This window comes from Bradyrhizobium sp. Kon69 (assembly GCF_055807515.1).
The window spans coordinates 24,966-51,427 of record NZ_JBVVOS010000042.1; the positions used below are offsets into that span (position 1 = coordinate 24,966).

The 26,462-nt window shown below is 57.5% G+C and carries 22 protein-coding genes and 2 pseudogenes; 14 read left to right on the forward strand and 10 right to left on the reverse strand.

Annotation, left to right across the window (positions count from 1 at the left end; all coding sequences use genetic code 11):
• Nucleotides 1-552: 552 nt before the first annotated feature.
• Complete coding sequence (sugE, locus tag AC0L3U_RS35540) at nt 553-867, reverse strand: quaternary ammonium compound efflux SMR transporter SugE (protein ID WP_219682360.1); 315 nt, start codon at nt 865-867, stop codon at nt 553-555.
• A gap of 91 nt (nt 868-958) precedes the next feature.
• Nucleotides 959-1,849 carry a radical SAM/SPASM domain-containing protein gene (locus tag AC0L3U_RS35545; RefSeq protein ID WP_259217540.1) on the reverse strand — a complete coding sequence of 297 codons (891 nt, stop codon included), beginning with the start codon at nt 1,847-1,849 and terminating at the stop codon, nt 959-961.
• Between the two features lie 1,187 nt (nt 1,850-3,036).
• Between AC0L3U_RS35545 and AC0L3U_RS35550 the strand changes: the two genes are divergently transcribed.
• Complete coding sequence (locus AC0L3U_RS35550; RefSeq protein WP_204513356.1) at nt 3,037-3,993, forward strand: response regulator; 957 nt, start codon at nt 3,037-3,039, stop codon at nt 3,991-3,993.
• 284 nt (nt 3,994-4,277) lie between these two features.
• Here the strand turns inward: AC0L3U_RS35550 and AC0L3U_RS35555 are convergent, their stop codons facing one another.
• From AC0L3U_RS35555 to AC0L3U_RS35565, 3 genes are all read right to left on the reverse strand, one after another.
• Nucleotides 4,278-4,721, reverse strand: coding sequence for a hypothetical protein (locus AC0L3U_RS35555; protein ID WP_085351816.1), 444 nt, complete (start codon nt 4,719-4,721; stop codon nt 4,278-4,280).
• On the reverse strand, nt 4,711-5,664 hold the full coding sequence (locus AC0L3U_RS35560) for a helix-turn-helix domain-containing protein (RefSeq protein WP_204513358.1): 954 nt from the start codon (nt 5,662-5,664) through the stop codon (nt 4,711-4,713). The genes AC0L3U_RS35555 and AC0L3U_RS35560 overlap by 11 nt, the downstream gene beginning before the upstream one ends.
• A gap of 74 nt (nt 5,665-5,738) precedes the next feature.
• Nucleotides 5,739-7,256 (reverse strand): carbon-nitrogen hydrolase family protein, encoded by a 1,518-nt coding sequence (locus AC0L3U_RS35565; RefSeq protein WP_259217535.1) that lies wholly within the window; start codon nt 7,254-7,256, stop codon nt 5,739-5,741.
• A gap of 95 nt (nt 7,257-7,351) precedes the next feature.
• Here AC0L3U_RS35565 and AC0L3U_RS35570 point away from each other — a divergent pair, with 95 nt between their 5' ends.
• From AC0L3U_RS35570 to AC0L3U_RS35595, 6 genes are all read left to right on the forward strand, one after another.
• The gene (locus AC0L3U_RS35570; RefSeq protein ID WP_204513360.1) at nt 7,352-8,434 is read left to right on the forward strand and encodes a hypothetical protein; all 1,083 of its coding nucleotides are present in this window, start codon (nt 7,352-7,354) and stop codon (nt 8,432-8,434) included.
• Nucleotides 8,435-8,537: 103 nt separating this feature from the next.
• Nucleotides 8,538-9,113: a M12 family metallopeptidase gene (locus tag AC0L3U_RS35575; RefSeq protein ID WP_231189440.1), complete on the forward strand. Its 576-nt coding sequence runs from the start codon at nt 8,538-8,540 to the stop codon at nt 9,111-9,113.
• A gap of 20 nt (nt 9,114-9,133) precedes the next feature.
• A complete protein-coding gene (locus AC0L3U_RS35580) occupies nt 9,134-10,288 on the forward strand; it encodes a S1 family peptidase (protein ID WP_259217534.1) in 1,155 nt (384 codons plus the stop codon).
• An 11-nt stretch (nt 10,289-10,299) separates the two neighbouring features.
• Complete coding sequence (locus tag AC0L3U_RS35585; RefSeq protein WP_259217533.1) at nt 10,300-11,646, forward strand: alpha/beta hydrolase; 1,347 nt, start codon at nt 10,300-10,302, stop codon at nt 11,644-11,646.
• Between the two features lie 373 nt (nt 11,647-12,019).
• The gene (locus AC0L3U_RS35590; RefSeq protein ID WP_259217532.1) at nt 12,020-12,406 is read left to right on the forward strand and encodes a LysR family transcriptional regulator; all 387 of its coding nucleotides are present in this window, start codon (nt 12,020-12,022) and stop codon (nt 12,404-12,406) included.
• A gap of 422 nt (nt 12,407-12,828) precedes the next feature.
• Nucleotides 12,829-13,122 carry a hypothetical protein gene (locus AC0L3U_RS35595; protein WP_259217531.1) on the forward strand — a complete coding sequence of 98 codons (294 nt, stop codon included), beginning with the start codon at nt 12,829-12,831 and terminating at the stop codon, nt 13,120-13,122.
• 49 nt (nt 13,123-13,171) lie between these two features.
• Here AC0L3U_RS35595 and AC0L3U_RS35600 read toward each other — a convergent pair whose 3' ends face one another.
• A complete protein-coding gene (locus AC0L3U_RS35600) occupies nt 13,172-13,945 on the reverse strand; it encodes a YkgJ family cysteine cluster protein (RefSeq protein WP_259217530.1) in 774 nt (257 codons plus the stop codon).
• A gap of 4 nt (nt 13,946-13,949) precedes the next feature.
• On the reverse strand, nt 13,950-14,102 hold the full coding sequence (locus AC0L3U_RS35605) for a hypothetical protein (RefSeq protein WP_219682157.1): 153 nt from the start codon (nt 14,100-14,102) through the stop codon (nt 13,950-13,952).
• Between the two features lie 1,162 nt (nt 14,103-15,264).
• Here AC0L3U_RS35605 and AC0L3U_RS35610 point away from each other — a divergent pair.
• The 3 genes and pseudogenes from AC0L3U_RS35610 to AC0L3U_RS35620 all read left to right on the forward strand — a co-directional run.
• The gene (locus AC0L3U_RS35610; protein ID WP_259217529.1) at nt 15,265-15,993 is read left to right on the forward strand and encodes a hypothetical protein; all 729 of its coding nucleotides are present in this window, start codon (nt 15,265-15,267) and stop codon (nt 15,991-15,993) included.
• Nucleotides 15,994-16,375: 382 nt separating this feature from the next.
• Complete coding sequence (locus AC0L3U_RS35615) at nt 16,376-16,630, forward strand: hypothetical protein (protein WP_456652759.1); 255 nt, start codon at nt 16,376-16,378, stop codon at nt 16,628-16,630.
• A 92-nt stretch (nt 16,631-16,722) separates the two neighbouring features.
• Nucleotides 16,723-16,956, forward strand: a pseudogene (locus tag AC0L3U_RS35620) (tyrosine-type recombinase/integrase); the annotation flags it as partial.
• A gap of 3,694 nt (nt 16,957-20,650) precedes the next feature.
• On the opposite strand, the gene AC0L3U_RS35625 reads toward AC0L3U_RS35620, so the two are convergent.
• Together AC0L3U_RS35625 and AC0L3U_RS35630 are read right to left on the reverse strand one after the other, a co-directional pair.
• Nucleotides 20,651-20,815 (reverse strand): hypothetical protein, encoded by a 165-nt coding sequence (locus AC0L3U_RS35625; RefSeq protein ID WP_204513370.1) that lies wholly within the window; start codon nt 20,813-20,815, stop codon nt 20,651-20,653.
• Between the two features lie 10 nt (nt 20,816-20,825).
• A complete protein-coding gene (locus AC0L3U_RS35630) occupies nt 20,826-20,981 on the reverse strand; it encodes a hypothetical protein (RefSeq protein ID WP_204513371.1) in 156 nt (51 codons plus the stop codon).
• A gap of 233 nt (nt 20,982-21,214) precedes the next feature.
• On the opposite strand from AC0L3U_RS35630, the gene AC0L3U_RS35635 reads away from it, so the two are divergent.
• From AC0L3U_RS35635 to AC0L3U_RS35650, 4 genes and pseudogenes are all read left to right on the forward strand, one after another.
• On the forward strand, nt 21,215-21,496 hold the full coding sequence (locus AC0L3U_RS35635) for a hypothetical protein (protein ID WP_259217528.1): 282 nt from the start codon (nt 21,215-21,217) through the stop codon (nt 21,494-21,496).
• A 222-nt stretch (nt 21,497-21,718) separates the two neighbouring features.
• Nucleotides 21,719-22,933 carry a TlpA disulfide reductase family protein gene (locus AC0L3U_RS35640; RefSeq protein WP_259217527.1) on the forward strand — a complete coding sequence of 405 codons (1,215 nt, stop codon included), beginning with the start codon at nt 21,719-21,721 and terminating at the stop codon, nt 22,931-22,933.
• Nucleotides 22,934-23,474: 541 nt separating this feature from the next.
• On the forward strand, nt 23,475-24,770 hold the full coding sequence (gene dctA, locus AC0L3U_RS35645; protein ID WP_259218632.1) for a C4-dicarboxylate transporter DctA: 1,296 nt from the start codon (nt 23,475-23,477) through the stop codon (nt 24,768-24,770).
• Between the two features lie 304 nt (nt 24,771-25,074).
• Nucleotides 25,075-25,856, forward strand: a pseudogene (locus tag AC0L3U_RS35650) (IS630 family transposase); the annotation flags it as partial.
• Nucleotides 25,857-25,887: 31 nt separating this feature from the next.
• On the opposite strand, the gene AC0L3U_RS35655 reads toward AC0L3U_RS35650, so the two are convergent.
• Nucleotides 25,888-26,313 carry a transposase gene (locus AC0L3U_RS35655; protein ID WP_374762373.1) on the reverse strand — a complete coding sequence of 142 codons (426 nt, stop codon included), beginning with the start codon at nt 26,311-26,313 and terminating at the stop codon, nt 25,888-25,890.
• Between the last annotated feature and the right edge of the window lie 149 nt (nt 26,314-26,462).

The window sequence follows — 26,462 nt, forward strand, 5'->3', positions numbered from 1 at the left end:
GACGAGTAGGATGGTCTCGTACTCTTAGGCGGGATGGTCGGAACCAGTTCGGAGCAAACGAAGACGCTCTGCCGATCATGTCGTCCTGTGATGCACCTTCTCCCCTGCAGCTCCGTAGAGCAGGCATCGCATGACTCGAGCAAGCGACCTTTCTTGGCCGCCGCCATGAGCATCAGCGGCATAGCTGGGTCCATTACTGTTCTGGTCGCATTGGCGAGCTTGGCAGCCAATTGTTGGTGCCGCTCCAGGTGGTGCATCGGGCCAGACGCAATGGCCGTGGGCACGCCGATTGGCGACGGGCGTATCGTCCGTACCACGGGCGTTCACGTTGCGAGACTGAGGCTCGCGGTCAACAGGTCTCGGCCCAGAGGGCCTGCATCGGCATCTGGTTCACGGCGACTTTCTGCGGCCACATTATCACCGCGCCGTTGTCGGTGCCGCGCCCCTCGGCGGTGCGCTGCAAACGAGGCCAGCTCGACAATTACGGCGGCCAGAGTCTCGGCGATCGTTGCGGCGCTGACCTGGTCGGGGTCAATGCTTTCGATGTTTTCGTCAGGACACGAGCTTCAGCCCGACAATGCCGGCCACGATCAGTCCGATGCTGGCAAAGCGAAACGCGGCGGCCGGCTCCTCGAACAGGATGATGCCGAGCGCTGCGGTGCCGACCGCACCGATGCCGGTCCAGACCGCATAGGCAGTTCCAATCGGCAGCGTCTTCAGAGCAAGGCCGAGCAGGATCACGCTGCCGGCCATGGCCGCGAGCGTGAGCACGGACGGAACGAACTTGGTAAAGCCCTCGGTGTATTTGAGCCCGATTGCCCAGGCGACTTCCAGGAGGCCCGCGACCAACAAAATGCTCCAGGCCATGGCAACCCTCCGTTATGGCGGGGTCGTCCCCGCGGCTGATGTGATGATGAGCGGCAAGGCCGTCCTCGCCTGGGCTCCCGATTCGTTTCGATCAGTCAGGGTCAACTGCTCTCAAGGATGAGCATTCCGACCTCAGTGGCTCAGCGAATTCACACGATCGACAAAGTAGAAAACCGTCCGCGCCGTTCATGCGACTGGTAATCTTGCAAAAAGCCGCCCCTTCAAAGAGATCCTTGTGTCTGTCGCGGAGAAGGTTGCCCAGAACGTGGCGTCGCTCAAAATCCATGCAGCAGAAGGTAACGTCGCCGTTTGGGAGAAGAACATTCCGGTATTGTCGTTCGTCTGGACATCTCAACGCTCCAACGATTGGCTGTCGTGCTTCAACCATCCTAAGCTCGCCGCTCCCACGCCTGCTGCGCGGGGGACGCGAGCGAACGAGCGCTTCGTCAGGTATTATGTCGAGTAGTTCAGGATGCACCTCGCCCATGACTATGAAGAGCAGTGACGAAATGCCGGCATCGACAAGTTGGCGCATCAAATCGACATAGTTGCGCTTGACGAGACCACTGTCCATATGCGTGCCGTCGTCAAAAACGTGCACCAGGAAACCGCGGAACTGCAACGCACGCAAGCGTTTTAGATCCCGCCCATTCATTCCTACGAGGGTTGTGAAAATCCGGATTCCATGGCCACACGCGTAGGCATGCTCAACCATTTCGGTGCAAGCCGGATTGAGCCAAGGCTCCGAATACCCGGAAAAGCTGATGTCCACAGTTGCTGGTACGCGCGCCAGGCATCGCTTGAAATCCTGCAAAGAAAGATGCTTCACGTCGGATATAGCTCTTTGCCGTTCGGCGAACTTGTCCTGCGGGCAATAAGAACATCCGACGACACAGCCCGTTGTCGTGGTTACCTCCAAGACCCTGCCGCCACTAATTGCAGAGCGCAGCTCCTGTGCAGTCATCGATTGTATATTATCCACGTCGGCGCTCCGCCATTGGGAACAAAGAGATCTTGAGGGGGCACCCTCGCGTTGCATCCCTCATGTCGGTTCGCTCATGCATCATCCTCGGTTCGTCGCCCATCACCGCGACACTTCACGGTCGCAAGCCGCGGCCGCGATAGATGAAGACAGCGCCGATGGCTCACTCACCCTAGCGCCCCCAGTCCAGCAGGATCCGGTGGCTGCCGAGTGCACATGCATCGACGGCGTCGATCTAACCTCTCGCTTGTTCCAACAAGCATCACTCATGCCATTGGCGGTATTGTCCATAAGCCGACACATCCGCGATAACTGTCTTCGCAATGGCACAACGGAGGCGCAACTGCGATCGAAAGCGTACAATATGACGCTATGTACGATTCAAGCTCTCTCGAAATGAGTTGAATGGCAGCCTTCCTATGAAATGTGAGGCCGTTGCCGCCGCCCCGAGGGCCATGTCATCATCATCGACGTGCATCGGGACCGGCCGCGCGAAGTGCCGACTGGGAGTGCACTTTGCCGCAGTCAAGAGTGCGAATTCTTTACACGACTTCATGCAGCAAGTCGTGAATTTCAATAGTTGGAAACGCTATACAAGGGAGCGGCGTCGTCATGCTCTCCCATGCTCGGGAGGCGGCTGGATAAATATCGGGGCGCCAGCGCTACGGCCGGACTTGCGAGGCGTCTTCTCGATGATGGTCCAGAACAGGAGTGGGGCCGCGCTGGCCTTGCGTACGAATGTTCCGCCCTACTGGCTTCCGACTTTTTCTAAACCGCTGGCAAGTCGGCGGCGCTAGTAGGGCACGGGCGACTTCACCTATATCTACGATATCGCGATGGGCAGTTTCACGGTTGGCTCGGGCGCGGTTCGCTCATCGTCTTTCACGGGGGGCAGTTCACCGACAACCCCATTGCGGTGTTCATCGGACAAAGCTCGAGTGGCACGCGCAATTTCGCTTCGACTCCGAGCGTCCTGCCGACCTTGATGCGCTTCTCGCTCGGTGTCGCGTACAACGACGTCCTCAAGCGACTTCGATAGCCGCACGCTTGCCGCTTGGTCATGTCCTCGATGCCCTGGCAGCTTAGTGTTTCGTTTACCAATCTCAGGTAGGAAATTGTGCGTTATGTAGGGTATGGGGGCTATGTGCCCTAATTGTGGAGGTCGCTATGACTGCGGACGAGCCATCTTGGAAGATGTTGATCGCCTTCTTGACGGTAATCACGCTCTCCACGGTTTTGCTTCACGCTGGGCACAAGCCGGAGATCGCGATCATGCCGTGCTTTCTGTTGTCGATGCTGATGCAGGGGCGGCTGACCGAGTGATGGCTTCGACCAAAAAGCCTACCGATCTCGCAGACAAGAGTCCTTCCGGTCCGGCCGATGTGATGCGTGCCCCCCGCATCCTAATCGTCGATGACGATAAGGCTGATGCAGATCGCATTGGAACGGCGTTAAAAAATCCCCTGACGAAAATTGGGCAGCTTGATTGCAAGATAGAGTGGGTCAACGACGTAGCAAGCGCTCGCCAATATCTCGAGAAAGATGATATCGACTTGTATTTCCTTGACCTTGATATCTCGGAATACTGGGGAAAGCCGACCGACAAGGAAACGGGCAAAGCTTTCGTGAAAGCTGTAATCAACAATACGAATGCTGGCATCATCGTATGTTCTAATCTGCCGATTGACGAGGAGGCGCCACCTCTCATCGAGTATGGAGCAGATGATTACGTCGAAAAATCCTACGGCTTCATGGCAATCGCACCCCGGGCAATGTCGGTCTGGCGAAGAACGCATACCGAGAGGCGTTCCAAGCAATCGCATTCCGGCCGGAGGTTTCGGATCGGGAATTGGATGTTCACGATTGGTGATCGTCAGATTACCGATCGTTTGGGGATCTCCAAGCGGCTTTCGATAACCGAACACATTTTCCTGCGCCATCTCTGTGCGGTGCAGGGTCATGCTATCGATAGCGAAGTCTTCAACATCGAGGTGCTGCGTAGAGAGAAAGGTGATAAGCACGTTCGACTGGACGTCTTCGTGCCAAGGCTTCGCGCCAAGTTGAACAACACGATCGACTTGGTTCCCCAAGGGCGAACGGGGATTTACAGGCTCTTGGACGTTGAAGAAGTGTTCTCCTTATAGTTTGCTATGGCGCCTTGAGTGTAGTTTTCAATTTTTGAAGATCCCAATACGGATCGATGAACGGGCACTTGTAGTTGGGTCCGATATATTCCCTCTCGGCGTCATCAAAGAAGATCCGAGCCGCACCATGAGACTCCTCAGGTATGATCAGGAAAGCGGCGTCCTCTTGTATAAAGTCTAGGTCGCCGACGTGCCACCACTCTCGTTGCCATTCGAAGAAGTAGGTGGTTTTGCCTGGTGCCTGGCTGGCAGCCGACCACCTCGAGCCCTCGCTTTCGCGAGCGTCAGCCGATTCTTTCCAAATCGGCCAGACACTTTTCGAGGTTATCCTTGGCTTCGCTTAAAAGCCTCTTCGTCTCGCCCAGTCGCTTGAAGTCAGGTTTCACCGGGCCGGCACCCACCGCGCTTAAGTGATGGCAAACAGTCGTGAGATCGCTAGACATATCCTCGAGAACGAAAGCTATATTTTCGAGCGGCACTAGCCCCGAAAAAAAGGTGTTGGATACAGTGTCGTCCTGGCCGGTCGGCCCCTCGAACTTCACCTCGACGAGCGGGACTAGGACATCGCGATTGTCACGCGCAGCTCTGCCCATACTCATGACCAGCGAGCTGAATGTCGCCGAGATATATGTAAGCCGGTCGACCAGGGCGCTTCCATACAACATGACAGCGTCGGGATCGCTTTGCACCTCATCCGGCTTCGAAGCACTAAGATCTTCATTCGACATGTTCGGTGTCCTCTCCCTGCAGATGCAGGATCCCCACGGGGAATGAGACGGCTTTGGCACTCGTCATGGGTTCTATCGTGTAGGAGCCGTGCGCTTCGGCCTTTTTTGCCTGTACGACAGCGACGGTAAGAGCTTGATAGGAGCTTTTCGTCCTCGCCTTCATATATCCGGGCGCGGCGGGTGCCGGCCCATGGAAATGGAGCAGATAGTCCTCCATCGCTCGCCGGACGCCGACAGCGCTCGCGTTCAGCGTCCCAGCTGTGGCGTGCGATGAGCCCTGCATTGCCAAATCAATAAAGGTGCGAACAACCGTGTCTGCATCTGCTGCTAGGTGGAGCGGGTGGGCGGCTACCGGAAATTTGTCTCGAACGAGATGGGTTGACCCGCCACGCTCCTTCGCTTCGCGCTTTTCTAACGCAAGCAAGCCGTCACGCGTCAGCGCGAAATGAGCGAATTTGCCCTGTGTTGTTCGCTCCACGAAACGCGCATTCGTCATGAGGCGGAGGATACGGCTGAGATTTGCATCTCTCAGAGACAACCTCTTTGCGATCGCTGCCTTTTCCATCTGGCCCGACGGTGTGTCGCGGAGTAACGCAAGTATTGCGACGACGTGCTGACGATGCATGACCTCGTCTGGACGCGCGAGCTTCGAGGTATTGATCGACATCTGCAGAAGGTCGTAGAATGCTCTGAAGCGCTCCGCATAGGCAGCATTCCTTGGTCCGAGTGTTGCGCTCATCCGACGCAAGATATCGAACCATTCCCGCAGCTCAGGGTCACGCCGACGGCTTTCAAGGGCGTTCCAAACCCACGCCCCGAGTGTTGCATAGAGGCGCTCCAAGCTTCTTTCGGAGCCCTCTTTGAGGAGGTCCGAAATGACACGCCGTGCCTCGCTCGCCGTCGCTTCGCCCGTCTCTATCTTTTCCAATGCTACGTCCGACATGGGCTAGCCCTACACCACAACCATTAAGAACGTTTTACAACGATTTACTCTGATTTTAGTCCCCGAATCTAGGTTCAAGGGCCCCATTTGTAGGCAGCCCAAACGCTTTTTTGACCGAGTTCCTCGAGAGAAACCGCGCTGGGTTCCTTCAGAAGCGGTAGGATGCTACCTATTCTGTGATCTTTGAGCGCTGTTTGGGTCGGATGCTGCACCACGAAGCTACGGGTGCCGAACCGCACCTCAACCTGAGCCGCAGTGATCTGGTGGCCGTGCATCGTGCGGTCGTTTCCCATCGATGGGACAAGCATCACGTCCACATCGAGTTCGCTGAAGGGTGTCTCGCAGACGTCACAGAAATCCAGGCAAATGGCGATCCCAATCAAAGCGCCTTCGGTTGCCAGGACACATACGCGGTCACCCGCAGCGATGTTTTCCGTTCCCCAACCATCGTCCGCGTACGGGGCGATCTTGTCGTAGATCAGGCGCTCCTCTCCATAGCCGTTGTAGATCCGGGCTCGGTTGACGATCCCACGGTCGGTTGTCTCGTGCCAGGTCCCTGGAATCAGAATTTCGGGAGCTTCCAGCTCGTCCGTGATGTCGCGATCTCGAACGAGCTTGAGGATCTTCTCGCGCAATTCCGGCGAGACGGTTAACTCGGGCCACACAATCGCGATGCAGTTCTCCTTCAGAGCCTGACTGATCTGCTGAGAAATCGTGTCCTCAGCTAACGGCACCTCAATGCCCGAGATGATGAAGCGCTTATCGCCCTCTGTTGAACAGAACTCTGGCTCGAGCTCTAGTGGCTTGAACAGGCAAGCGCCCATCTTCCATTCGCTCACATCCGGTGCGGTACTATGCAATGTGCGAGTATCCACGACCTGGACAGGATAGCCCTGTATCACTGAGGGCAAGATCCGATGAAAGAGCAGGCCTCGTTTTGAGTAGGCCTGCAGCCTTCGAGCCGGACGCAATGCGCTCACGCCCTGCCGCGGAATGAACCAACATCTAAGCTGCTCGACGTGCCACTCACTCGGCGCGATCGGCCAATGAGACCGCCGATCAGCAAGCGCACGATCGAGTTCCCGTATCAGGCCGCCCATTCTTACGGCCGCGAGTTCAGGCGTCTCATCGGACAGCGACCAAGAGAGATGGCCATCTCCTATTGCGCCGGTGAAGCTCTCTCGTGCGTCCTCGATTCGCTTTTCTGTAAGATTTCGGTAGGCCTTGTGCACGCTTCCCGGAGCATTCCGAAACAGCGTATCGAGCTCGATCAGAGCTTTCCTGAGATCATCCCGACTGGCCTTCGTGACTAGCTCCTGCCGCGCGGCAAGCTCCCGCGCCTCCTTCTTCCAGGCATCAAAAACTGACGTTTCGGCTCGGCTGTCCACGCGCCCAGGCAAAATTTTCGTCCCAATCACCACCACCAATATATTCCATCGATAGGCGTGCGCCGACGATTTTGCAATCGGCCCGACCAGTTGCTCACACTTGTCGGCCGGTGCCGAGCCGCCACAAGTGACTCGCTTTCGCAGAAGTGTACGACCGCAGTGAAAATCTGCGCAAAACCGAGTGGGGACAACGAAAAGCTGCATTGTTGTCACGATGCTATTGACGAACCCATGCGGACTGTTTTTCAATGTGCACGGGAGATCCGCGGGTGCTCAGGCACGCGGACGGGGGCGTTCATATGGGGATATTCAGCCGAGCCGCGGCTGGCATTGGCATCTGCCTTGCCGTGGGCGGGTGCACCAGCCTGTATCATATTCATGACCCGCAGACAGGTGTGATCACGGTGGGTGAGCTGCCGTACTTTCTCAAGTCGATCAGGTGTGAGGTCGTGACTTTCTACCAGCTCGAACGCGAGAGGCGAAAGGAATACCTGAAGATCTACAAGAGGCGGCCTGAAGAGGCGTTCGATAGGTACGCTCATTTCGACATCGACCCCTTCCTGTACGGCACATTCTTTCTGGAGTTGAAGGTGACCGATACCGGCGGGCTCGGATCCGGTACAGCATTCGACTACAAAAGGATTCTGAGCGTGAGCAGTAATGACGTGACCCATGTGGGCCCCACTGCTTCAGCCCAGGATACCTATGACCTGATCTGGTCATTTCTGATGAAGCAGAACGCCCAGCTAGCGTCCGATACGGCGCCGGCGCCGGCGGATCCAGCAAGGTATGAGCGTGGCTGCTATCGAGGAGCGCCTGCGGACCTGATCGAACTCGAGGGCCTCGCCGAGCATAAGTATCCGGACCGCGCCGCCTACAAGCGCATCATTGTCGATGCATCCAAGCCGCTCGCAGCTTGGTTACGGGACAACGCGATCCTCATAGCCGCCAACAATCTCACGCCGGCCATGCCTTCGGAGAGCGCGGAGCCGGCGCAAATGACGTACACGTTTTCAGTCCAGGTTACTGGCGGCGTCGAGGCAAAATACTCTCTCACCTCGTCGCGCTGGACGCCTGCTGCAGTCCAGGCGTCGGCCTCCGCTCAGCAATTCAGTAATCTCGGAATCTACATCAACGGTCCGAATGCCGTCCTTGCTAACGGAGCCAAATCCGGGTCCGCCGGCTATGCGGACAAAACGCCGCCGCTTGGATCAAAGGACAATCCAATTTACACGGCACCCTCGCCGGGAGGAGAAAAGTCGCAGGAATTCCCGGGAGCAGCCGGGTCCACCGGGCGCCGTACGGGCGCTGGGCCTCGGACAAATGGTTTCATTGTGGCGCCAGTGCCTGTGTTCCCGCCGACCCCTACACCGACGCAGTAGGAAAATGTTTCGCCCGTGGCCGCCCAGACTCGTTCTGTTGCTCGTCCTCTTGTTCTGCTGGGGGGCGAACGCTCAACCTGCGCTTCCTTCGGGAGTCTCCGAAATGGAATTGTACGGCACGGTCATTCGCGGCTCGAAATGGGACATCAAAGAGATACCGGTCTGCTGGGAAAACCTGCAGCCGAAGGATCAAAAGTATGCCGATCTTGTTCGAAAAGCGGTTGCGGAAACGTGGGAGACTGCGGCGCAAGGTGGCGTGCGGTTTTCGAAGACCTGGCCGTCCTGTACCGACGGCGCGCCGGGTGTGCACGTGCGAGTCTCTGATGAGGGTGCCCACACCGACGTCGTCGGCAAGTATCTCGACCGCAAGCCATCGGGCATGACTCTCAATTTCAGTTTCGATCATTGGAGCAAGGGCTGTCGAAATAGACGCGAGTTCTGCATTCGTGCGGTTGCAGTCCACGAGTTCGGACATGCTCTTGGTTTCACCCATGAACAGAACCGCGACGATGCGCCGGAGCAGTGCCGCAACGAGAAAGCTTCTGGCTCGGTCGGCGATTATAAAGTCACCAAGTACGACCCCAATTCCATAATGAACTATTGTAATCCAGCATGGAACGGAAACGGACAGCTCAGCCCTCTCGATATCGCCGCTGTCAGGACATTCTATCCCTCCTGACACTCGGCCCTTTGGTATTCATGGGCGCTCCCGCGCAGGCGGATCGTGCGGCAGTGCAAATTGCTGCGCGTTACAACGTCAGGACGGTTCACGTCCAGTTCGTTGGCGTGATGTACAACGACAAGCAGGAAGTCGGCGGCGGCTCCGGGCTGCTCATCGGCGACAGCCTCGTGCTGACCAACAGCCATGTGATCGGACGCGAGGAGAACTATAAGAGCTTCGAAGTCAATGCCCGTCTCGGGTCGCGCAATGCGAACCCGATCAAAGTCACTGCGGTTCATCGCGACGATGCCAGAGACTTGGCTCTTCTCGAGCTGTCGCAGTCCGCCGGAAACAGCGGAGGCGCCTCTCGTTGTCCGATGCCCGTGATCGATGACAACCAGCAAGCCCCGATGGGGACTCAGCTTTATCTGCTCGGTTATCCGCTCGATCTGGATCTGAGCATATCGAGCGGTCTGATAAGCAACCAGACTAGCCCGAACGGTCGCTGGCAAACGAACACGGTCATGAACGTCGGCAACAGCGGCGGCCCCGCATTCAACGAGTTCGGCGCCCTGCTGGGGATCGCAGTTGGCGGCATCGTCAAGTGGAACGAGGCGGATGTTTTTGGCGTCAACTTCATCATTCCCGCCACCGTGATTACTGCAAGCCCCCTGTACAGCATGATCGCGGCCATTCCGCAGCCGTCTGTTTGCTGGACCAAGTGGGTCGAGACAACGATCTCGTTTGAGAACTGGACCAAACTGAATTCCACGCATGTGCAGACGCAAGCCAATGCCGGCGTGAAGATCCCCGAAATCCTCTCCGGAGCGATCCATACGCTTCTGCCCGAAGACCGCCGCCTCATCGTGAACGTCCCGGTGTCGCAGCTCGTCGACCCGAAGCTGATCGAGCGGGCGTATACGGTGGACAAAATCAAGGACGATCACCCGGTCGTATTTGCGGAGCATTCGGCGGACTACGCCGAGACTTTCCCTGCTGAGCCCGGCTACCGCATCACAGGGTGCACGTGGCACGTTGAGACCGCCAATGGTGCCAGCAATATCGGTTGCGCGATCAACGGCGGCGGGGCGGAGGTTCGCTTCACCTACAAGCTTACCAGCGGACCTGCTGTCGACAGGTATCGCGGATGGCTGGGCGCTACGGTCAACGTTTCCCAAACCCTTGCAAAGTAGGTAGCTGATCGATGGTCATGCTCGTCTTGCCAATTCGAGGTTCGAACCGGTTGCATCGGCTCGGCCACGCGTTCCAGCAGCTTCGAACAGTGCTCATTGTCTTGTTTTGCGCGCTCGCGACCGGTTGCGCCCACCAGGGTCCGGCCTCGCAGCAGGCCAACCGGCATATACAGAAGGCGCCCCAGAAACATGAGAGCGCGTTCAAGAAATACGGCTATCGCTATGGCCCCGGGTACTACCACCATGTCCGGCACTATCATGCCTATCGGCCGTGGCGACGGACAACCGGTGAGGCGAGCGAGGAGGCGCCTCCCGACAAACGCAGCACCGGAGCCGCGGTGGTGGTCAATAGATCTGTGATTAAGGGGTTGGTACCCGTCTACTTCGCCACCAATCGCGTGGTGACCGGTGGGTCCGGTCTGGAATTGACCCAGATCTCCTATAGTCGTGCGGCCACCAACACATTTGGCTGCGTGACGGTTAGCATTCCCATCGTTCACAAGATGGGAGAAGTCGAAACGCCGAAGACAAGCTGGTTCGGGATGCGCAAGGAGGCGGAGGCCGATGGAAAGCACTTCCGAATCCAGAAGCTCGATCGTCTTTCTCGTGAGGAGTTTGCTTCCGCTATCGCAAATCCGGCCGACAGCCTGATGCTCTTTGTGCACGGCTACAACGTTGCCTTTTCGGACGCAGCCTTCAAGGCGGCTCAAATTGCTTTCGACGCGAACTACAAAGGCCGTGTCATGATGTACTCCTGGCCGTCCAAGGGCGGAGTGAAGGACTATGACTACGATCGGGAGAGTGCTTTGTACGCTCCGGATGGCTTGTTCGATCTCCTCCAGCTCATTAAAACGGCGGGCAAAGTGTCACGGATTATCGTGATTGCGCATAGTCTGGGCAGCGAGGTGGTTTTGGGCGCCTTGCAGCAAGCCGCGCTGAGCCAGACGGCGCTCGGGATTACTGAATTGATTTTTGCGGCCCCGGACGTGGATCGCGACATTTATCTTCAGCGCGCGAGCCAAATCAAGGCAGCGGCGGGCGCGGTGACGCTATACGCGTCCTCGACGGATCTCGCGTTGCTCGCCTCCATGGAGAAAGCGCAATCCGCGTCGCGAATGGGGTTCGTAACCAAGAGCGGGCCAACTCTCGTGCCCGGTATCGAAACGGTCGATGTTTCTGCTGTGGGAAGCGAAATGTTTGCTCTAAATCACAGTACGTACTCAACCAGCCGCGCGGTTCTCGATGACATAGGCCGGATCATCTCGTCTTCGACGCATCTTAAACCCCCGCAGCGGACGCCGACCCTGCGATCGATGCCCGACGATTCGAATACGACTTATTGGATGTATCCATATTAAGAATCGCTCTTCGGCTGTTTGCAGAGTTGTGGGCCACAAACCTGGCAGATGTGTGCGCGTTCAACGCGAAAATGAAAACGCACGGAGGCGAAAACTGATTGATTGTACGGCGGATGTGGTTTCTCAATCAGCGGGTCCCAGGTTCGAGTCTGGTGCGCCCATCAAAATAACGGGCCGCAGTTACTGGCGCGCCATTGGCTCGAGTCACGTGTGAGTTCGGCGTGTCGAATAATTTGCCTTGCGGAAAGCGGCAACCAAATTCGTAGGTCTCTTTTCCGATATGTGCCAAAACTGGATCGGCTGCTCCAGCTAGAGATCTTCGCCAAGACCGCCGAGCTCGGCAGCCTGTCCAAGAGCTGCGGACATTCGGCGGATGTCGAACGCGGCCGCGAGCCGACACCTGAGCGGACTGGAGGAGCGGCTCGCGGTGCGGCTGATCGAGCGCAACACGCGCCGGCAATGGCTGACCCAGGCAGGGCAGGATCTGTTGCAGCGTTGCAGCCCGCTCCTGAAGGATGGCGTCAGAGACCGCGCGCTGTCGCCCAAGCGCATGCTGCGCGTCACGAGTTCGCTGTCGTTTGCGATGATCTACATGGCGCCGATGCTGCCGGCATTTCGCAAGCTCTACCCTAAGCTCGACGTCCAGATCATCGCGGCCAACCGCTATCCCGATTTCCTCGGGGCCGGGTCTCCCTCCGGCGAGGACCGCCTTGTTGGATTAGCCGAATTGGCGCGTAGCAGTCCTTATGGACAGCCATAAGCCAGTACTCAGCTTGGGAAGCTCGATGTTCTCAAGGACATTCAAAGTGTTAGCTGCAAAACCAGCGCCAATTCGCCCCAATCCCATCAATACCTTACGCAGTGCTCGCAAAAACCGAGCGCTGATCATCCAGCGCGACGACGGAATGTTCCAGATCGGGGTGAGCGATGGCGCCCTCAGTCCGTTCGAGACGCGTAGCTTCGCTGAAGCTGGAATGGAGGCGCCACGCCTCCTGAAATGCGAAGGGCCGCCTCGGCAAAGGCAGCCCCCAATCGCAAATTCAACTTCAGCACCGACACAAATAGCACCCCCGCGCAGGCCCTACAAGCGTTGCAGGCGCGTCGCCTGAGGGCGGACTTCCATTTGCCGCCAGCGACTGCGGCAGCCGTTGCGGAACTCGCCTTTGGCCGGGCGGTGCCGCAATGACGGTTGCGGAGGAGACCGCGCCCGGCGCGACGCTGCAGATTGCGGCGGCGGTGAAGCTGCATGCCGACATTGCTCCCTGCGAATCGCCGGACCATCTCGACGCGATCTGCAAGCTGGTATGGGCTGCCCATTTCGCCAACGAACTTCCGGAACACGAGGCTACGTTCCTCGCGGCCTGCATCCCGCTTTGCCGAGCCCTTGTTGAGCCTGCCCCCGCATCTCTGCCTCGCGCCGGCGGCGGAGGACTTCATTTCGCTCGTCTGCCCCCTTACGCCCGTGACAATGCTTAAATTTCTTGCCAGAGCCGCATGTGCAAGGCGCGTTTCTCTTCGTCATCCGCTATTTGAAGACCATCTCATAAAGCATGGCGTGGCCGGGCGATTCTTCGAAGGGGACGGCGTCCTCTTGAGTGAGTGCTGCCGCAAAGATGTCCTCCCCGGATAGCCAAGCTCTCTCCGCGTCTGGCGTATTTAGCGCGAGCTGGAGTGCGCTGTTGAGCTCGTAGCAGACGTGCGAAAGGCCCGCTCCCTTCAATGCGACAGAAAGTGCAGTTGAGTAAGCATCGCGCCCGACGATGTACATCATCGGGGTGGGAATGTTCTCGTCGGTGAGGTTGGTGTACGAGCGCCGACAAATCTCTGCGTCGGCAGACGAAGCCAGCCTGCAAAACAGGGGGCGGTCCTGGTAGACGGAGCACTTATCCGCTTCGAGGAGAGGACACGGGTGAGGATTGTAGGGTCGTTGCTCGTGCGAGAACGACTTGGTGATTTCATGCGCCTCCCGCACGCGAGCGCCGGCCCGCGACGATAGACGCTTTGCAAGAAAAAGGACTTCAGGTGCTGTGGCGCTCACCCAAATGTTGCAGCAGTGGGAGCATCCGCGACCGCAAGCGATAGGAATGTCGGCCATACCCTTCACCGTCAAATCGATCTTCGAGAACAAATACTCCAGCGTTTCATCGACGCTGAAGCTCTGCTTGGCGCGACCGAGATGGCCATGAATCTGTCGCGCCAACTCCGCGACAATAAACTCGTTGAGCGCGGATGGGTCGATCCCGCCCGCGACGGCTTTTGGCGCTTGCTTCTTCGCTAGGCGACGTTGATTTCGATCCATACCCTCATCCCAACTCATTCGCTATCCGCTTCAACTTGCGAATGGCGTCATCGAGCGCGCTTTGCGCTTCGTCAGTCTCCTTATTCTCGATGTGGTTTTGAACGTCTGCGAGCTCTCGACGAATCACCCGCATGATTGCTGCTGCCGCTACTGACATGAAATCCTCCGGCGCAAAATGCCATATCTAGAAAGCAGGCATCAGATCGCAACCAAAGCGCGAGCGCAAGTCCTACGCGCTAAATACGCCGAATGATCCGCGCCGGGGTAACAGCGATGACTTCACGGCACGCTGCAGTCGCGTTGTCGTCAATCCGGTGCGGAGGAAGCATTTGCCCCGACCAATAGTCACGGACCCGGTTGAGGTCGACCAAAGGCGTTTGTGGTTGGAGACTTCGCCAGTCAGCAAAGTGCTTCGGGGCTTGGGCGTCGAGCAGCTCAATCTCATAGGGCAGTATCGTGGCCTGTCGGCCATCCGAAGTGGCGTAAAAGCGTGCCTCATATTCGTCGTCAAGAAAAAGAGCGAGTCGAGGCGCGATGGCTTTTGTGCGAACTCTTGGTTCCTGACGTACTCAAAAACCGCCTTCCGGAACGCCTGATTGTAAGGCCAGCCGGTTAGGCGAACAATGCGCCCCCAGTTGCCGGGAGTCGACAGCGCCGGGTTCGAGCATCGTCGAGGAGCAGTGGAAATAGGGCACGGAATGTCCAATCGAGCGAAAGACAGGCCCTAGCTCCGAAACGATTCGGCGCAAGCAGCACAGCCCGTTCGTACCCTGGGAAAAAGTACGGGTGCACAGACGCGCCGAAGCGCCCCTCGAAAGGGCTGATTTGGTTAGCGGGGTAGGGTGTCCGTGGGCGTCGAAACCCGGACCAGAGCTATAGCCGCACATCTTTGGTCAGGATGCTCCCGATCGGCGTCGGGGGTGACGGCTGAATGCAGACATCCCGCCGGGACCTTTGCGACGGACGCACTTGGCGGTGCGGCTCCGAACCCTGCCTTTATGGCCGGTGTCGGGCGTGCTGTCCAGAGGGGCAACCCTTAAAGGCGCTCGGCTCATCGCTTTGGCGAGTTTCGCCCCCCGGCTGCAGCGGCTGTCCCGCTGCGTAGAAGGGCCCTCAAAAGCCCTGAGCCACAGAGCACCACCATGATCAGCAAACGACCGTACAGCGCCCCAGGCGCCGCCAGATTGTCATCCCCTCCGCTGATTCCGACCAGCTATCCAGACGCATCCCTGCCCGCCCGCGAGCGCATCGAACCGGGTGCCGGGTCCGCGGATTCGTTGATCGGGACTGGATCACCAACTTTGAGTCGGAGGCTCCTTATGAACATGTTCGTCTCGTCTGCGGCAGCGGCGGGCGCGCCAGCCGTCGCCATGAACTTGGCTCCCCATGAGCCTGTCGTCGACCACCAGGGCATTTTGGCCCGGGTTGAGCAAATCGTCGACGTGCTGCGGACCCGTTATATTTGCGAAGGCTGGCAAATGGACGAGGACGGGGCAGCGCGCGCTTTGAACTATTTCCGTCGGCATGTGGAGGGGCCCGGTTTCAAGGACGAAGACGAGGACACGCTTGAATTCACTCGCGTGCTGGAATTCTTCAGATCGCATGGTCAATCTCTCGATTGGGCGCACGACGGCGATCTCGCTGGAATGATTTGTAGGCTGGCGAAAGTATCCCCGCGTGGAGGCGCTTTGGGCGCCAGCTGCGTCAAGGCCGACCCGACCTTCGCAGAAATCGAGGCTCATAAGAAAGCGAGTGCAGACTACTCGGCTGCAATTCGCGATGTGGTACCAGGCACCCTTGATCCGGATACGGTGAAGGAAGAGACGTTCGGCGACCGAGAGGCTGAAGTCCGGCACGAACTCGCCACAAGCGTTCCGACAACGTTGCCCGGACTGCTCGCGATGCTGACCTACGTCGAGGACGTCTCCAGCGGAAAGTATTCGGCGAGCGGACGGCCGGACAATGCTTTTGACAGGAACGACCTTTTGAACGTCATCGTCAGCGCGCAAGATTGCCTTCGTGACCACTCAGCCGGCTCTGCCGTCTGACGCCCACCGGCTTGGATGAATCGATGCCCGGTTCGCGCCTGCGGGCTTTCGACCGTCTAGTCCGCCCAAACTGTGGCAGCTATTCCCGACAGGGCTGTTTCCGAGTGAACCTGTGGGCGAGCTGGGGACAACGGAATGAAAGGCTGAGAATGTGGCTTTGCGGGCCTAAACCCGGCTAACGCCAAATCAGCAACACACGGAGTCTCGCATGTCTATTGGACCGCACAGCGTGAAGCCCGCCGACATTCGGAAGACCGTGGACGTTCTAATCGCTGCCTGGAATCCAGCGTGTTGAAGTTGATCGCGGCGGCAAGATCACCGTTACCACCGGGAAACACCCGCCCGCGTGCGGTTCAGGCGACCGCGGATTGAGGGAACGGGTATGATCTCGCTAGTATTCGAAGATGTGGTTGGGGAAGCCGTCAAGATGCTGAGGTCGACCGACCGATTCCCTCATCGCCGAAAGATCACCTCCAAGACCTTCGCCGACGCAAGATCCTTCAGTCTAATCTCAGGCACGCTGTTCAATTTGGTGCCTGCCGGCGGCGGCTGGACTGTCGGGGATCACAGGCTTGCGCACGAAGCTATCGGCCAAGAACTTCTGGTGCAAAATGCGACCATTCAGATGGTTTGCTGAAATGCGTGAGCAGATGCGTAAGCCAGCACTCAGACGCCGCCTGAATGCTGGCGCCGCAGCGCTAGAAGCCCGCGGGTGCGCACGCCATCGAGCTCGGCAAGATCGCAGGCAATCCCTGTGAAGGCATTAGCACCTCTACAACAACGATCGTTCGGAGATCATCTGGACCGATCTCTGACGTCGTGCGGATCAGGAAGGCCTGCTCTGCCGAAATCGCCCACGCCGTTGATCTGGCCGGGCATACTGGCTTGCGCCTAGGCGACTTGCTGCGTTTGTCCTGGTCTCATGTTGGCGAGGACGCGATTGTGCTGACGACCGGCAAGACGAGCACACCGATTCAGCAGGCCCACCAGTACACTGAATTGTTTGTCAGGGATCGGTCTGAAGGCGGGCGATTCGCGTTGTATGTGGGCAACGACCACGTTCAAACTGCCCACGATCTTGTACCACTCGAACAGTATCGCCCTGTAGTCGCCTGTACAATGATTACCTTTTCGTCGGCGAACGAAGGCGGTCTGGGCAGCAGGTCAAACTTCGGTTCGTCGCTCATAAGCACATCCTAGCGTAGACATCTCGTCGCGCCCCCTCTCCAAATTTCTACCGATTGTTATATTTCCTCGGGCGAGGCTGGTTGGACCCCGCACACATCTAATTTTCGCACAATAAGACAACGCGACCGCCGTTGTCCGCTGCCCTGGCAGCGTCACAGCAATGATGGCCGCACTCATAGTGGTCGTTTGCTGTCAGCGTTCACAGAGCGCGTTGACGCCACGGCCCCCAGCGGCTGACATTGATGAAACCTCAAAGCGCTGCAACAGATGCTGCTCTGCAATAGAAACACCCATTGGTTGTCGCACGATCATCGTTATAGGACAGGTGTGGCTTTTGGGCCGTGGATTTTCCTAGCTTCAGTTGTTGTCGATCCAATTTGTCGAGAAGGATCAAAAAATGCTTCGAGGGCATGCTGTCGTTAAGCCGTTTTCCATAGCAATCTTACTCTCGCTAGTCGCACTTGGCTGCTGGCCGGTTCTCGCCGAGCGACCTCGCCGGTCGGCGGACGCGCCCAAATTGCTTGAACGGCAAAGATGTTTTTTCGGGATTACCCTCTTAAGGCACGAGCCGAAAAATGTGTCTGTGGAGCAAATGAGCCATGATGGGACACAGATTCCTTGGGCGGGCACCGCAAAGACCAATCGAGTAGTTCTGCGAGTAGGCGGCGATCCAGATCCTTCGCCCAATATTTGCCCGCCGAGGGGGATCGTCGAATTCGAAATCAGAGAAGGGCACGAACAGTTTACGTATCAACCCAATATCCTGTCTCCCGTAGCAGGATGTCTTCCAAACGATTGCTCTCGACTTGTAGGGGCAACAGCCGTGACGCTGCAGCCCAAGACGGCGTACAAATGGCAAGCTCGTCTCGTGGCTATCTATGACTGGATGGAGTGCACAAACTCCGGTTGCCGCTGCACCGGCGAGGCGAACAGGTGGCCAGGATTTTGGGAAGAGATTGGCCTCCCCGTGCCCGGCTATTTCTCATTCTTTACGCCGTAGGCTGATGCGGATCAATGCTCAGGTTCATCTAACATGGTCTCCAAACGGCTCTTGCTCTGCTGCCCGCTCCAGCCCGCCGTCTTCTGCCGATTGTTCTCGCCCCTACGATTCGAAGCCTATTTCGAAGCTTCTCCACCTCTCTAAGCTCGGCGATGAGCGTTTGGAGGCGTGCGTGCAGAACAGCACAGCTGTAGCCCTCGCGAATATTGGTCATTACCTGCCCCGGAATATAATTTGGATTAAGGAGCCACGATAAAACAGGACATTTGAGCAATCGCTAATTCGTGCGTTTAGTGGGCTAGAGCTGTAGCCGCCAGATGCTCCCAGTACTCTGCCTCTGCGAGCAGCTTCCAGCTTCTCTCGGGATCACGCGCGGCGGCTTGTCGGCATAGCAACGCCATCGCGCGAAAGCGGCGCATAGCTTCCATCGCAAAACTCCCTGCTTCTGTTTTCCCCAATCCTATTTTTTATTACTGCGGTGGAGTCATCATGATTATCGGACATAACTAAATTTGCCCTTTGAGGGCATCCAATTGGGTTCCGTCAGAGCATCGAAACGGAACTGCTTTCGCTTCAGGCTTCACATCAGTTTCGAATGCCACTTGATGCGGCATTGTCGCGCGCGGATTTCGCAGCTTGACGTAATCCTTCAATAACCGTCGAAGCAGCGCCGTCAGCGCTGGCGGGTTACGACAGCAAACCTGCCCATGCTCCTCAACCCCGACGGCGCTCAGGACACTCAGCCAACATGGCATGATGCTTCGCGGGAGCACCCGCTTGTTCGGGGCGCTAACCCATCCGAACCAACGCCCCGGTTTGACCAACAAATATTTTGAATCTGCAATAAACTGCGCCGTTTGTAAGCGCACGTGATAATTTGGAGAGCGCTGGGCCCGAAGCTCTCGACCGAAAGCTGATACGCCGCGATGCGCGGCTTATTTGGGGCGCTGCTCAGCTGCCGGCCCGCCTGAGTGGAGTTGCTCATGAGTACTGAGCGGAATCCCGACCCTGTGATCCTGTTGTTCGCGATTGCCGTGATAGTCGCGGCGTTCGCGGCATTCGTCACGACGTTTGAGCGGGTTGGGAGCACCACAGCTGGTGGCGAGGCTCCCTCCGGGACCACGGGGATGGGCAAGCCTCGCACGCCTCTTGAGCGAGCACCAGACCCATCAGTAGGGAAGTAACCGCCACACCGGTGCCGGCGCGTGTGCCCGTTCTTGTATTGCAGCATCGCCCCCGCAGCCTTGTCAATCGACTGAACCTTCGAACGGAGCTGACCCGAAACACAAAGCGAAAGGAACGCGCAGCGACAACCCCTCTGGTGTCTGGGGCCTTCCAAGTTCACGCTACCGTCTTTTGGAGCTTGTATGGTCCTACCTCCGATTGCATACTCTTCCCGTTGCGGCCTGCATATTGTTTCAATAGTCATTGTTCGAGGCAGTAATGAGTAATCGAGGTCAGGTTTACAACTATTCGGCTATTCTGCGTGAACGGGTCGAGGAGCTCATCGCACTATTCGGGCAACTGCAGACGCTTAGGCGTCGCCTGCAAGCCGCTAACGCGAGAAGGTTTGGTCGGCGTATCCCGAAGGCCGCGCGGAGAAGGAGAGTTCTTCGGCGCTGATAGCTACCGTTCAATGCAACGATCGCGCGTCCCCGCGTCGACATTGATACGAAGCCGCGTCCAGGCCGCTTCAAAACACCTGCATCTGCAGCCATTATCTGCAACACCGAAGCGTTGGAGCAACAGTTTCCCGGCGCTTTGACCAGTGCGCGATTCTTAATTTGCGTCGTGTGCGCGACTCAGACCTGCTCTCCGTGGGAAGCAGACAGGCGGCGGGGGAATGATTGTACGCGCGGGGGCCATTGTTACGTTGCTGCTGCCCCTGGGCTCCGAAGCCTTCGCTTCGCGTCACTACAGACCCACATCGCGGTATCATGCAGCGAGGTCAGATACTACGTCCCGAAATATTCGGCACCGGTGGCCGAGATGTACGCTCGTAATCAGCGCGCTACCGACGCACAAATCGAATGGGCCCGACGTTGCGTGGCTTCGAACGAGGCCGCCGAAACAGGGCCGCGCCGGTACGAATGAGCATGACCGGTGATCGCCTGGACATGCTGCATATTCTTAGACGCTAAATCCGTGGCGTAACTCAAGTGACACCAAAATAGAGCCGCATTCGCGCGGCTCCTCCTCTTACTGCGGGTCGGCTTCGTCGCCCTCAGCTTCGTCCCGCTCGGCTTCTCCGTCGTCCTCTTCTTCTTCGACATTGTAGCCGAAATCGACTTCTCTGAAATCGATTCGAGAGGCGGCGCATCGTCCTCCAACTCGGTTCCGCATCTTTCGCAGCGCTGAACGAAGAGCCAGGAGTGTTCTTCGCTAATGCGAGAGTGACGGCATTCGGGACACCAGAGAAGGTCGCTCATGGCAGTCCTCTTTTGTCCGATCCTTCAAGGTCGACCTTACTCATTGGTTCACCAGTTGGAGCTCGCTCCCTTTCTTCTTGCGCGTCGCGCGGGGTTTCTTGAGTGCCGCAGTCTCCTGAGTGATCTGCTCCTTCAGCGTTTTAAGCTCGTTATCTATCGATGTTTTTTCAGCGACGAGTTCAGTTATGCGCTTTAGCCTGTCCACTATAGTTCTCCTATGTGCAGGGTTTTTCCACGCATTGGTACCAAGGCTGTTCGAAGACCCAGCCTTTATCGACGGGCTGCAGTGTGTTGCCCGTGATCGTCGGAAACGTTTCGAATGCAAAGTGGTTGAGAAAGCGCAGCGCGATCGACGGCAGCAGCTCCATCATGCTTTCGCAGAGAGAAGCAAGCTGGAGTATGCAGATTGGCGCCGGGCGCCGCAAAAAACCGAGCTCAAGTCGGAATGACGCTGAGGTGGACGCGCAGCTGAGCCCAAGCGAAGCTCCGCGGACCAGAAAGATAGCGGTTCAAGTTTCAGAACAGCATTTTGCTGACCGCCCGGGAATGCGCGAGAGCGTCGTCGCCCAGGCGGCTCTTGAGCGCTTCCTGGATCGGGCCGCCTATGGCTGCTTTTGTTTACGCGGCCATCGATCGGAATGAGCAGGTGCTCAACTTCTGCATTTCGGGTGGGCTTTCCTCGTCCAGTACGCGACGGGGTGAATTCTCGAGCAATGGCCGCAAAGGAAGGAAACTATCCCTCAATCCCCCTTGGCTCAAAAAGTTACATTGGAAATGTCAGATCGCACTCAAGCGCAAGTTGACGGGCCAAAGCAGGTCAGTTCACGTCGTGATCCCGAGCGCCGAAATGGTCATCCTGGAAGCCGATCAGGACGTGGAGTGGTGAACTCGACCTTGCGCTGCCTGACTTCCCGCCTCATCGGATAACAGGCGCGTCAAGAACCTCCGACCGACCGATTGCCTGAGAAGCTCCAAGCAACTGGTCGGATATGCGACATGCGTCGCAAGCTCGACAGGAATGATACAAAAAATGCGTAATTTCAATGAGCGCTGGCTGGCATGCGACTTGCTATTTTCTCCGCAGAGCCAGGTAAAGCGAATTTGAGCAATGACCAGTCTGACTGAGAGCGCAAGTCAAGTCGGTGCGGCGAACCTGCTGAGCGTCGGTTCGCGGGCCCCCTCGATCAAAGTGGAGAACTGGCTACGCGGCCAGCCCGTTAGAAAGTTCGAACGTGGGAAAGTATATATCCTCGTATTTTGGGCGACGTGGTGCGGACCATGTATCGCCTCGATGCCAAATCTGGTGGTCCTGCAAGACAAATACAGGAACAACGGAGTTGAGGTGGTGGGCATCGCTGCTCACGAACAAGCTTCGACGGAAAATGAAGCGCGAGCCAGCTTGGACGCCTGGTTGACAAAAAGCTTGTCAAATCTGAACTACGCGATCGCATTCGACTATGCCGGCGAAATGAACAAGCTTTGGCTGGATCCAAGCTTTTCTGTCGGGATTCCCACGTCATTCGTCGTTGACCGTGACGGCCACATCGCCTTTATTGGCCATCCGACGCAGCTCGATCATGCCTTGCCCAAAGTTCTGAACGGATCCTGGGCAATGAGCGACGAAGCCAAAGCGCTGGATGCGGAAAGGATAAACACGGGCCGACGCAGAAAGCGTGAACTATCGCAGAAGAGAGCTCTGGTGGAGCCAATCTTTGCCAGACTTGAGCCCGCCATGAAGAGAAAGGATTGGCCGACAGCCCTTTCAGCTATCGAGGAGGCCCTCGCCGTGATGCCGGACGAGGTCACCTTCCGTGGGCTTCAAGCGGAATTGTTGCTTCACAAGATACGCGACCTGGGGGCTGGCCTGCCGGTGCTGCGCCAATTAGTTCGCGACGCGATCGAGAAGAAGTCCGTGGTTTGGATGAGCGTCGCGATCCGCCAACTGTTCGACCCCGCGAAAGACTACTCCGATTTTCCACATGCGGAGCGCTTTGCCATGGGCAAGGAGCTCTCCGAACACATCCTGGCGGCGAATCCGCCCCGCGGCAGCGACGGCGCGAAGTTCCTGTCGTACGGGGCGGTCGCTCAGTACTATTACGAGACCGGTAAGAGGGACCGCGCGATCGAATTGGTCGAGGTGGCGCTGAGATGGCTGGATGCAGCGCCTGCCTCGGATCTAGCGAAACGGGACGTCGTGCAGTGCTCTCTCCAGGCGTTGGCGAGCTACAGGAGTGAGAAGCTCTCTTACGAGGAGTGCTGTTCAGCCCCGCAAAACACGGCTCTCGAAAAACCGGAACCGAGATCGCCAAGGGAGGCAGCGTGAGCAATGCTGCTTGGCATGTCTTTTCGGCCTCGTGGTTTTGCGATCGAAATCGAAACCTCTTGGGAATGCCGGGGCATTCACATGAAGTGAGGACAGGAGTCGCGAGCCGGTGAACGCAGGCGAGGCCGCACCACCATAAGTTCTTTATGGCGAATGTTTCCTCAAGGTTGGCCGCGCTCCGACGCGATAACGGCGAGAGTGCCTGCTGAAGTGAAGAGTGGTCGGCGGCTGCTAAGATTGGCGTCCTAGAAGATGCTGGATGGCATCTTCGAACAACTAAAAAATAGAAATGGGTGGTGACGCTGATGCTTTCCAGCTCTCAAGGAAACTTTCTCTACTTTCTATCGCTGCTGTCGGAAGCGGTTCAGAACTTCGTTCCGCTTGGACGGCAAGCCGATTCGGGAGAGGCGCCAGTCCGTGGCTCTGGACTGTGCTGTTCAGAGCCGTCGGATTCCCCTGCGCCCGCCGGTGCAGGAACACTGAGCGAAGCTGTACCTTTAATGAGCACCCTCTTTGCGAGCACAGCGCCGGGTCGACCATGATGTACAATCAGCGCCAGCGCCGCTCTGTCAAAGCCGCCGCCTTGTTCCGGAAATCTGGGCCCTGGTACAAAGTGCTTTACGTCCAGGTGCTCATAGCGATCCTGATTGGCATTCTCGTTGGCTGGCTATGGCCCGCTGTGGGGACGAGTAGCTGGGTCAAAGCGCTTGGTGATGGATTCATCAAGCTGATCAAGATGGTGATCGCGCCGATCATCTTCTGCACTGTTGTCTCCGGAATTTCGCATGTTCAGGATGCACGAAAGGTCGGCCGAGTCGGCGTCAAGGCGCTACTTTACTTCGAGATCGTATCAACCTTCGCGCTCATCCTGGGTCTTTTCATGGGCAATCTCGCTCAGGTCGGTCATGGGCTCGCTCCCAAGGGGGATGCCGCGGCCGTAGCCAACTACGTCAAGACGGCGGAAGCGCAGAAGACGGTCGATTTCCTCCTCAATATCATTCCAGATAGTGTAGTTGGCGCCTTGGCCCGAGGTGACGTGCTCCAGGTGCTACTGTTTGCCATCCTATTCGGGTTCTCGCTGATGGCGCTTGGGGAGGGGGGTAAGCGGATGCGCGGTCTGGTTGACGATGCTGCGCAAGCGGTGTTTGGAGTCATCAGGATCGTAATGAAGGCAGCGCCAATCGGGGCGTTCGGAGCCATGGCCTACACTATCGGCGAATTCGGACCGTCCGCGCTCGGTAAACTCCTCGGATTGGTTGCCCTGTTTTACGTGACAGCCGGGCTCTTCGTGATCATTGTGCTTGGCCTGATCGCGCGCTTGGTAGGATTTTCTATTCTAAAGTTCATCGGGTATATCAAGGATGAGCTGCTGATCGTGCTTGGAACATCGTCGTCCGAAAGCGCGCTGCCGCAGTTGATGGAAAAGCTGGAGCGGCTCGGCTGTTCGAAGGCGGTCGTCGGCCTAGTAGTGCCGACAGGATACTCTTTCAATTTGGATGGGACGAACATTTACATGACGTTGGCGACCTTGTTCATCGCGCAAGCGCTCGGGGTCGATCTCAATTTCGGCCAGCAGCTCACGATACTCATTGTGGCGATGCTCACCTCCAAAGGCGCAAGCGGTGTTACCGGTGCCGGCTTTGTCACCCTGGCCGCGACATTGACTGTGGTCAGTCCTGAACTTGTCCCTGGCATTGCCATCGTATTCTCGATCGATAAGTTCATGAGCGAGGTGCGTGCGCTTACCAACATCATCGGAAACGGTATTGCCGCGGTGTTTGTGTCCTGGTGGGAAGGCGAACTCGATCATGTCTCGCTACACGCGCAGCTCAAGTAGATATGCGAGCTCAGCTGGGCCCTGCGACGGCCAATGCCGTCGCCAACACAATGCGCGGGCCAGCAAAGTCGCAGCTCAATTCTGTCCGGGAGCGCCCAGCGAAAGGCGTTGAGATTTCCAGACGTTGCTGTAATTGCGGACTAGAGATCAGTCTTTGAAGGTCTCCATTTTAGGTTGCGAGTCGTGCAGTAGTAGGGCGGCCAGATTCTCGGGTGATGGTGCAGGTATCACTACGCTTGCGGTGGTGTTCCAGACAGCCCTTCGGGTCCGGAGTTTACCATTGCGCCGCTCTCGACGAGGCCCCCCCGGCCTCCCTCGAACCATCAACGACGATGAGGTTGCTGCCGTAATCGAGCGGACGTTGCGCACGATGCCGGTCGACGCGACGCACTGGTCGATCCGCTCAATGGCTGAGGAAACTGGCTTTTCCCACACCACGATTTGCCGAATGTGGGCGGCGTTCGTCTTGCAGCCACACCGTAGCCAGACATTCAGGTACGCGATCTCGTCGCCCTTTACCTGTCTCCGCCGAACCGAGCCCTGTCCCTTAGCATGGATGAGAAAAGCCAAATCCAGGCACTTGATCGCGAGCAACCGGTCTTACCGATGTCTGGCGTACCGGAACGTCGTACGCACAGGTATGTGCGGCATGGCACGACCACGCTGTTTGCCGGACTCGATGTCGCCTCGGGGTTTATCATCAGCAAATGCTACAAGAGTCACGGGCCGTCGAGTTCTTGAAGTGCCTCAAAGAGGACGATGCCCAAGTCCCCGAAGGGCTCGATGTCCATATCGTCATGGATGACTACGCAACCCACAAGACAAAGCATGGCTCCCGCCGGCCGCGCTGGCATGCTCACTTCACGCCGACTTCCGCATCATGGATCAATCAGGTGGAGCGCTGGTTCGCTGAACTCAACAGAAAGCAGATCCAGCGAGGGTGTTCATACCTTCGCATGGCGGCTCGAGACCGACATCCGTACCTTCGTCGTCCTGCACAACAGAAACCCGAAGTCCTGCAAATGGACCAGGTCCGCAGACCAGATATTGGCTTCCGTCAAACGGTTCTGCCACAAAGCCCAGTAGACTTTATGTGGCGAACTTTAGACTCACGTGACTAGGTCAGCGTTTGCTTGGTTCGAATCATATCAGGCGGCGTCGGAGAGCTTGTAGGACCAAGTATAGACGACGGGATGGCGATTGACGTCGTCGATTTCGGCCATGATGCGCTCCTTGAGTTCATACTTTGATGTAGCCCGGATGTGACGCAGGACTGAGCGGGCGAACTTGGAGAAGAAGCCCTCGATGGGTTGAGCCAGGAGCCGTGCTCGGGCGTGAAGGTAAACTGGAAGTGGCCTGCCGGTCGTGTGTCGAGCCAGGCTCTGGTTTCTCTCGATATGTGGGCGGAATGATTATCGAGGATCAACTTGATCGCGGCCCTGGCCGGATAGGCGGCATCGAGGAGCTTGAGGAATTCTATGAACTCTCGGCTGCGGTGGCGGTCTTTGACGAGCGCGTGGACCTTCCCGGTGAGCAGGTCAATCCCGCCAACAGGCTGAGCGTGCCGTGACGTTTGTACTCACTTCCGTTAAGAAGCCGAATTGAGCGGGACTGGACAGGCAAGCGTATGCCATAGCTGGATCATGAAGAGGCACAAGAGTTCTCTGAGCCAGGCGAGGATACGGCGGAAGT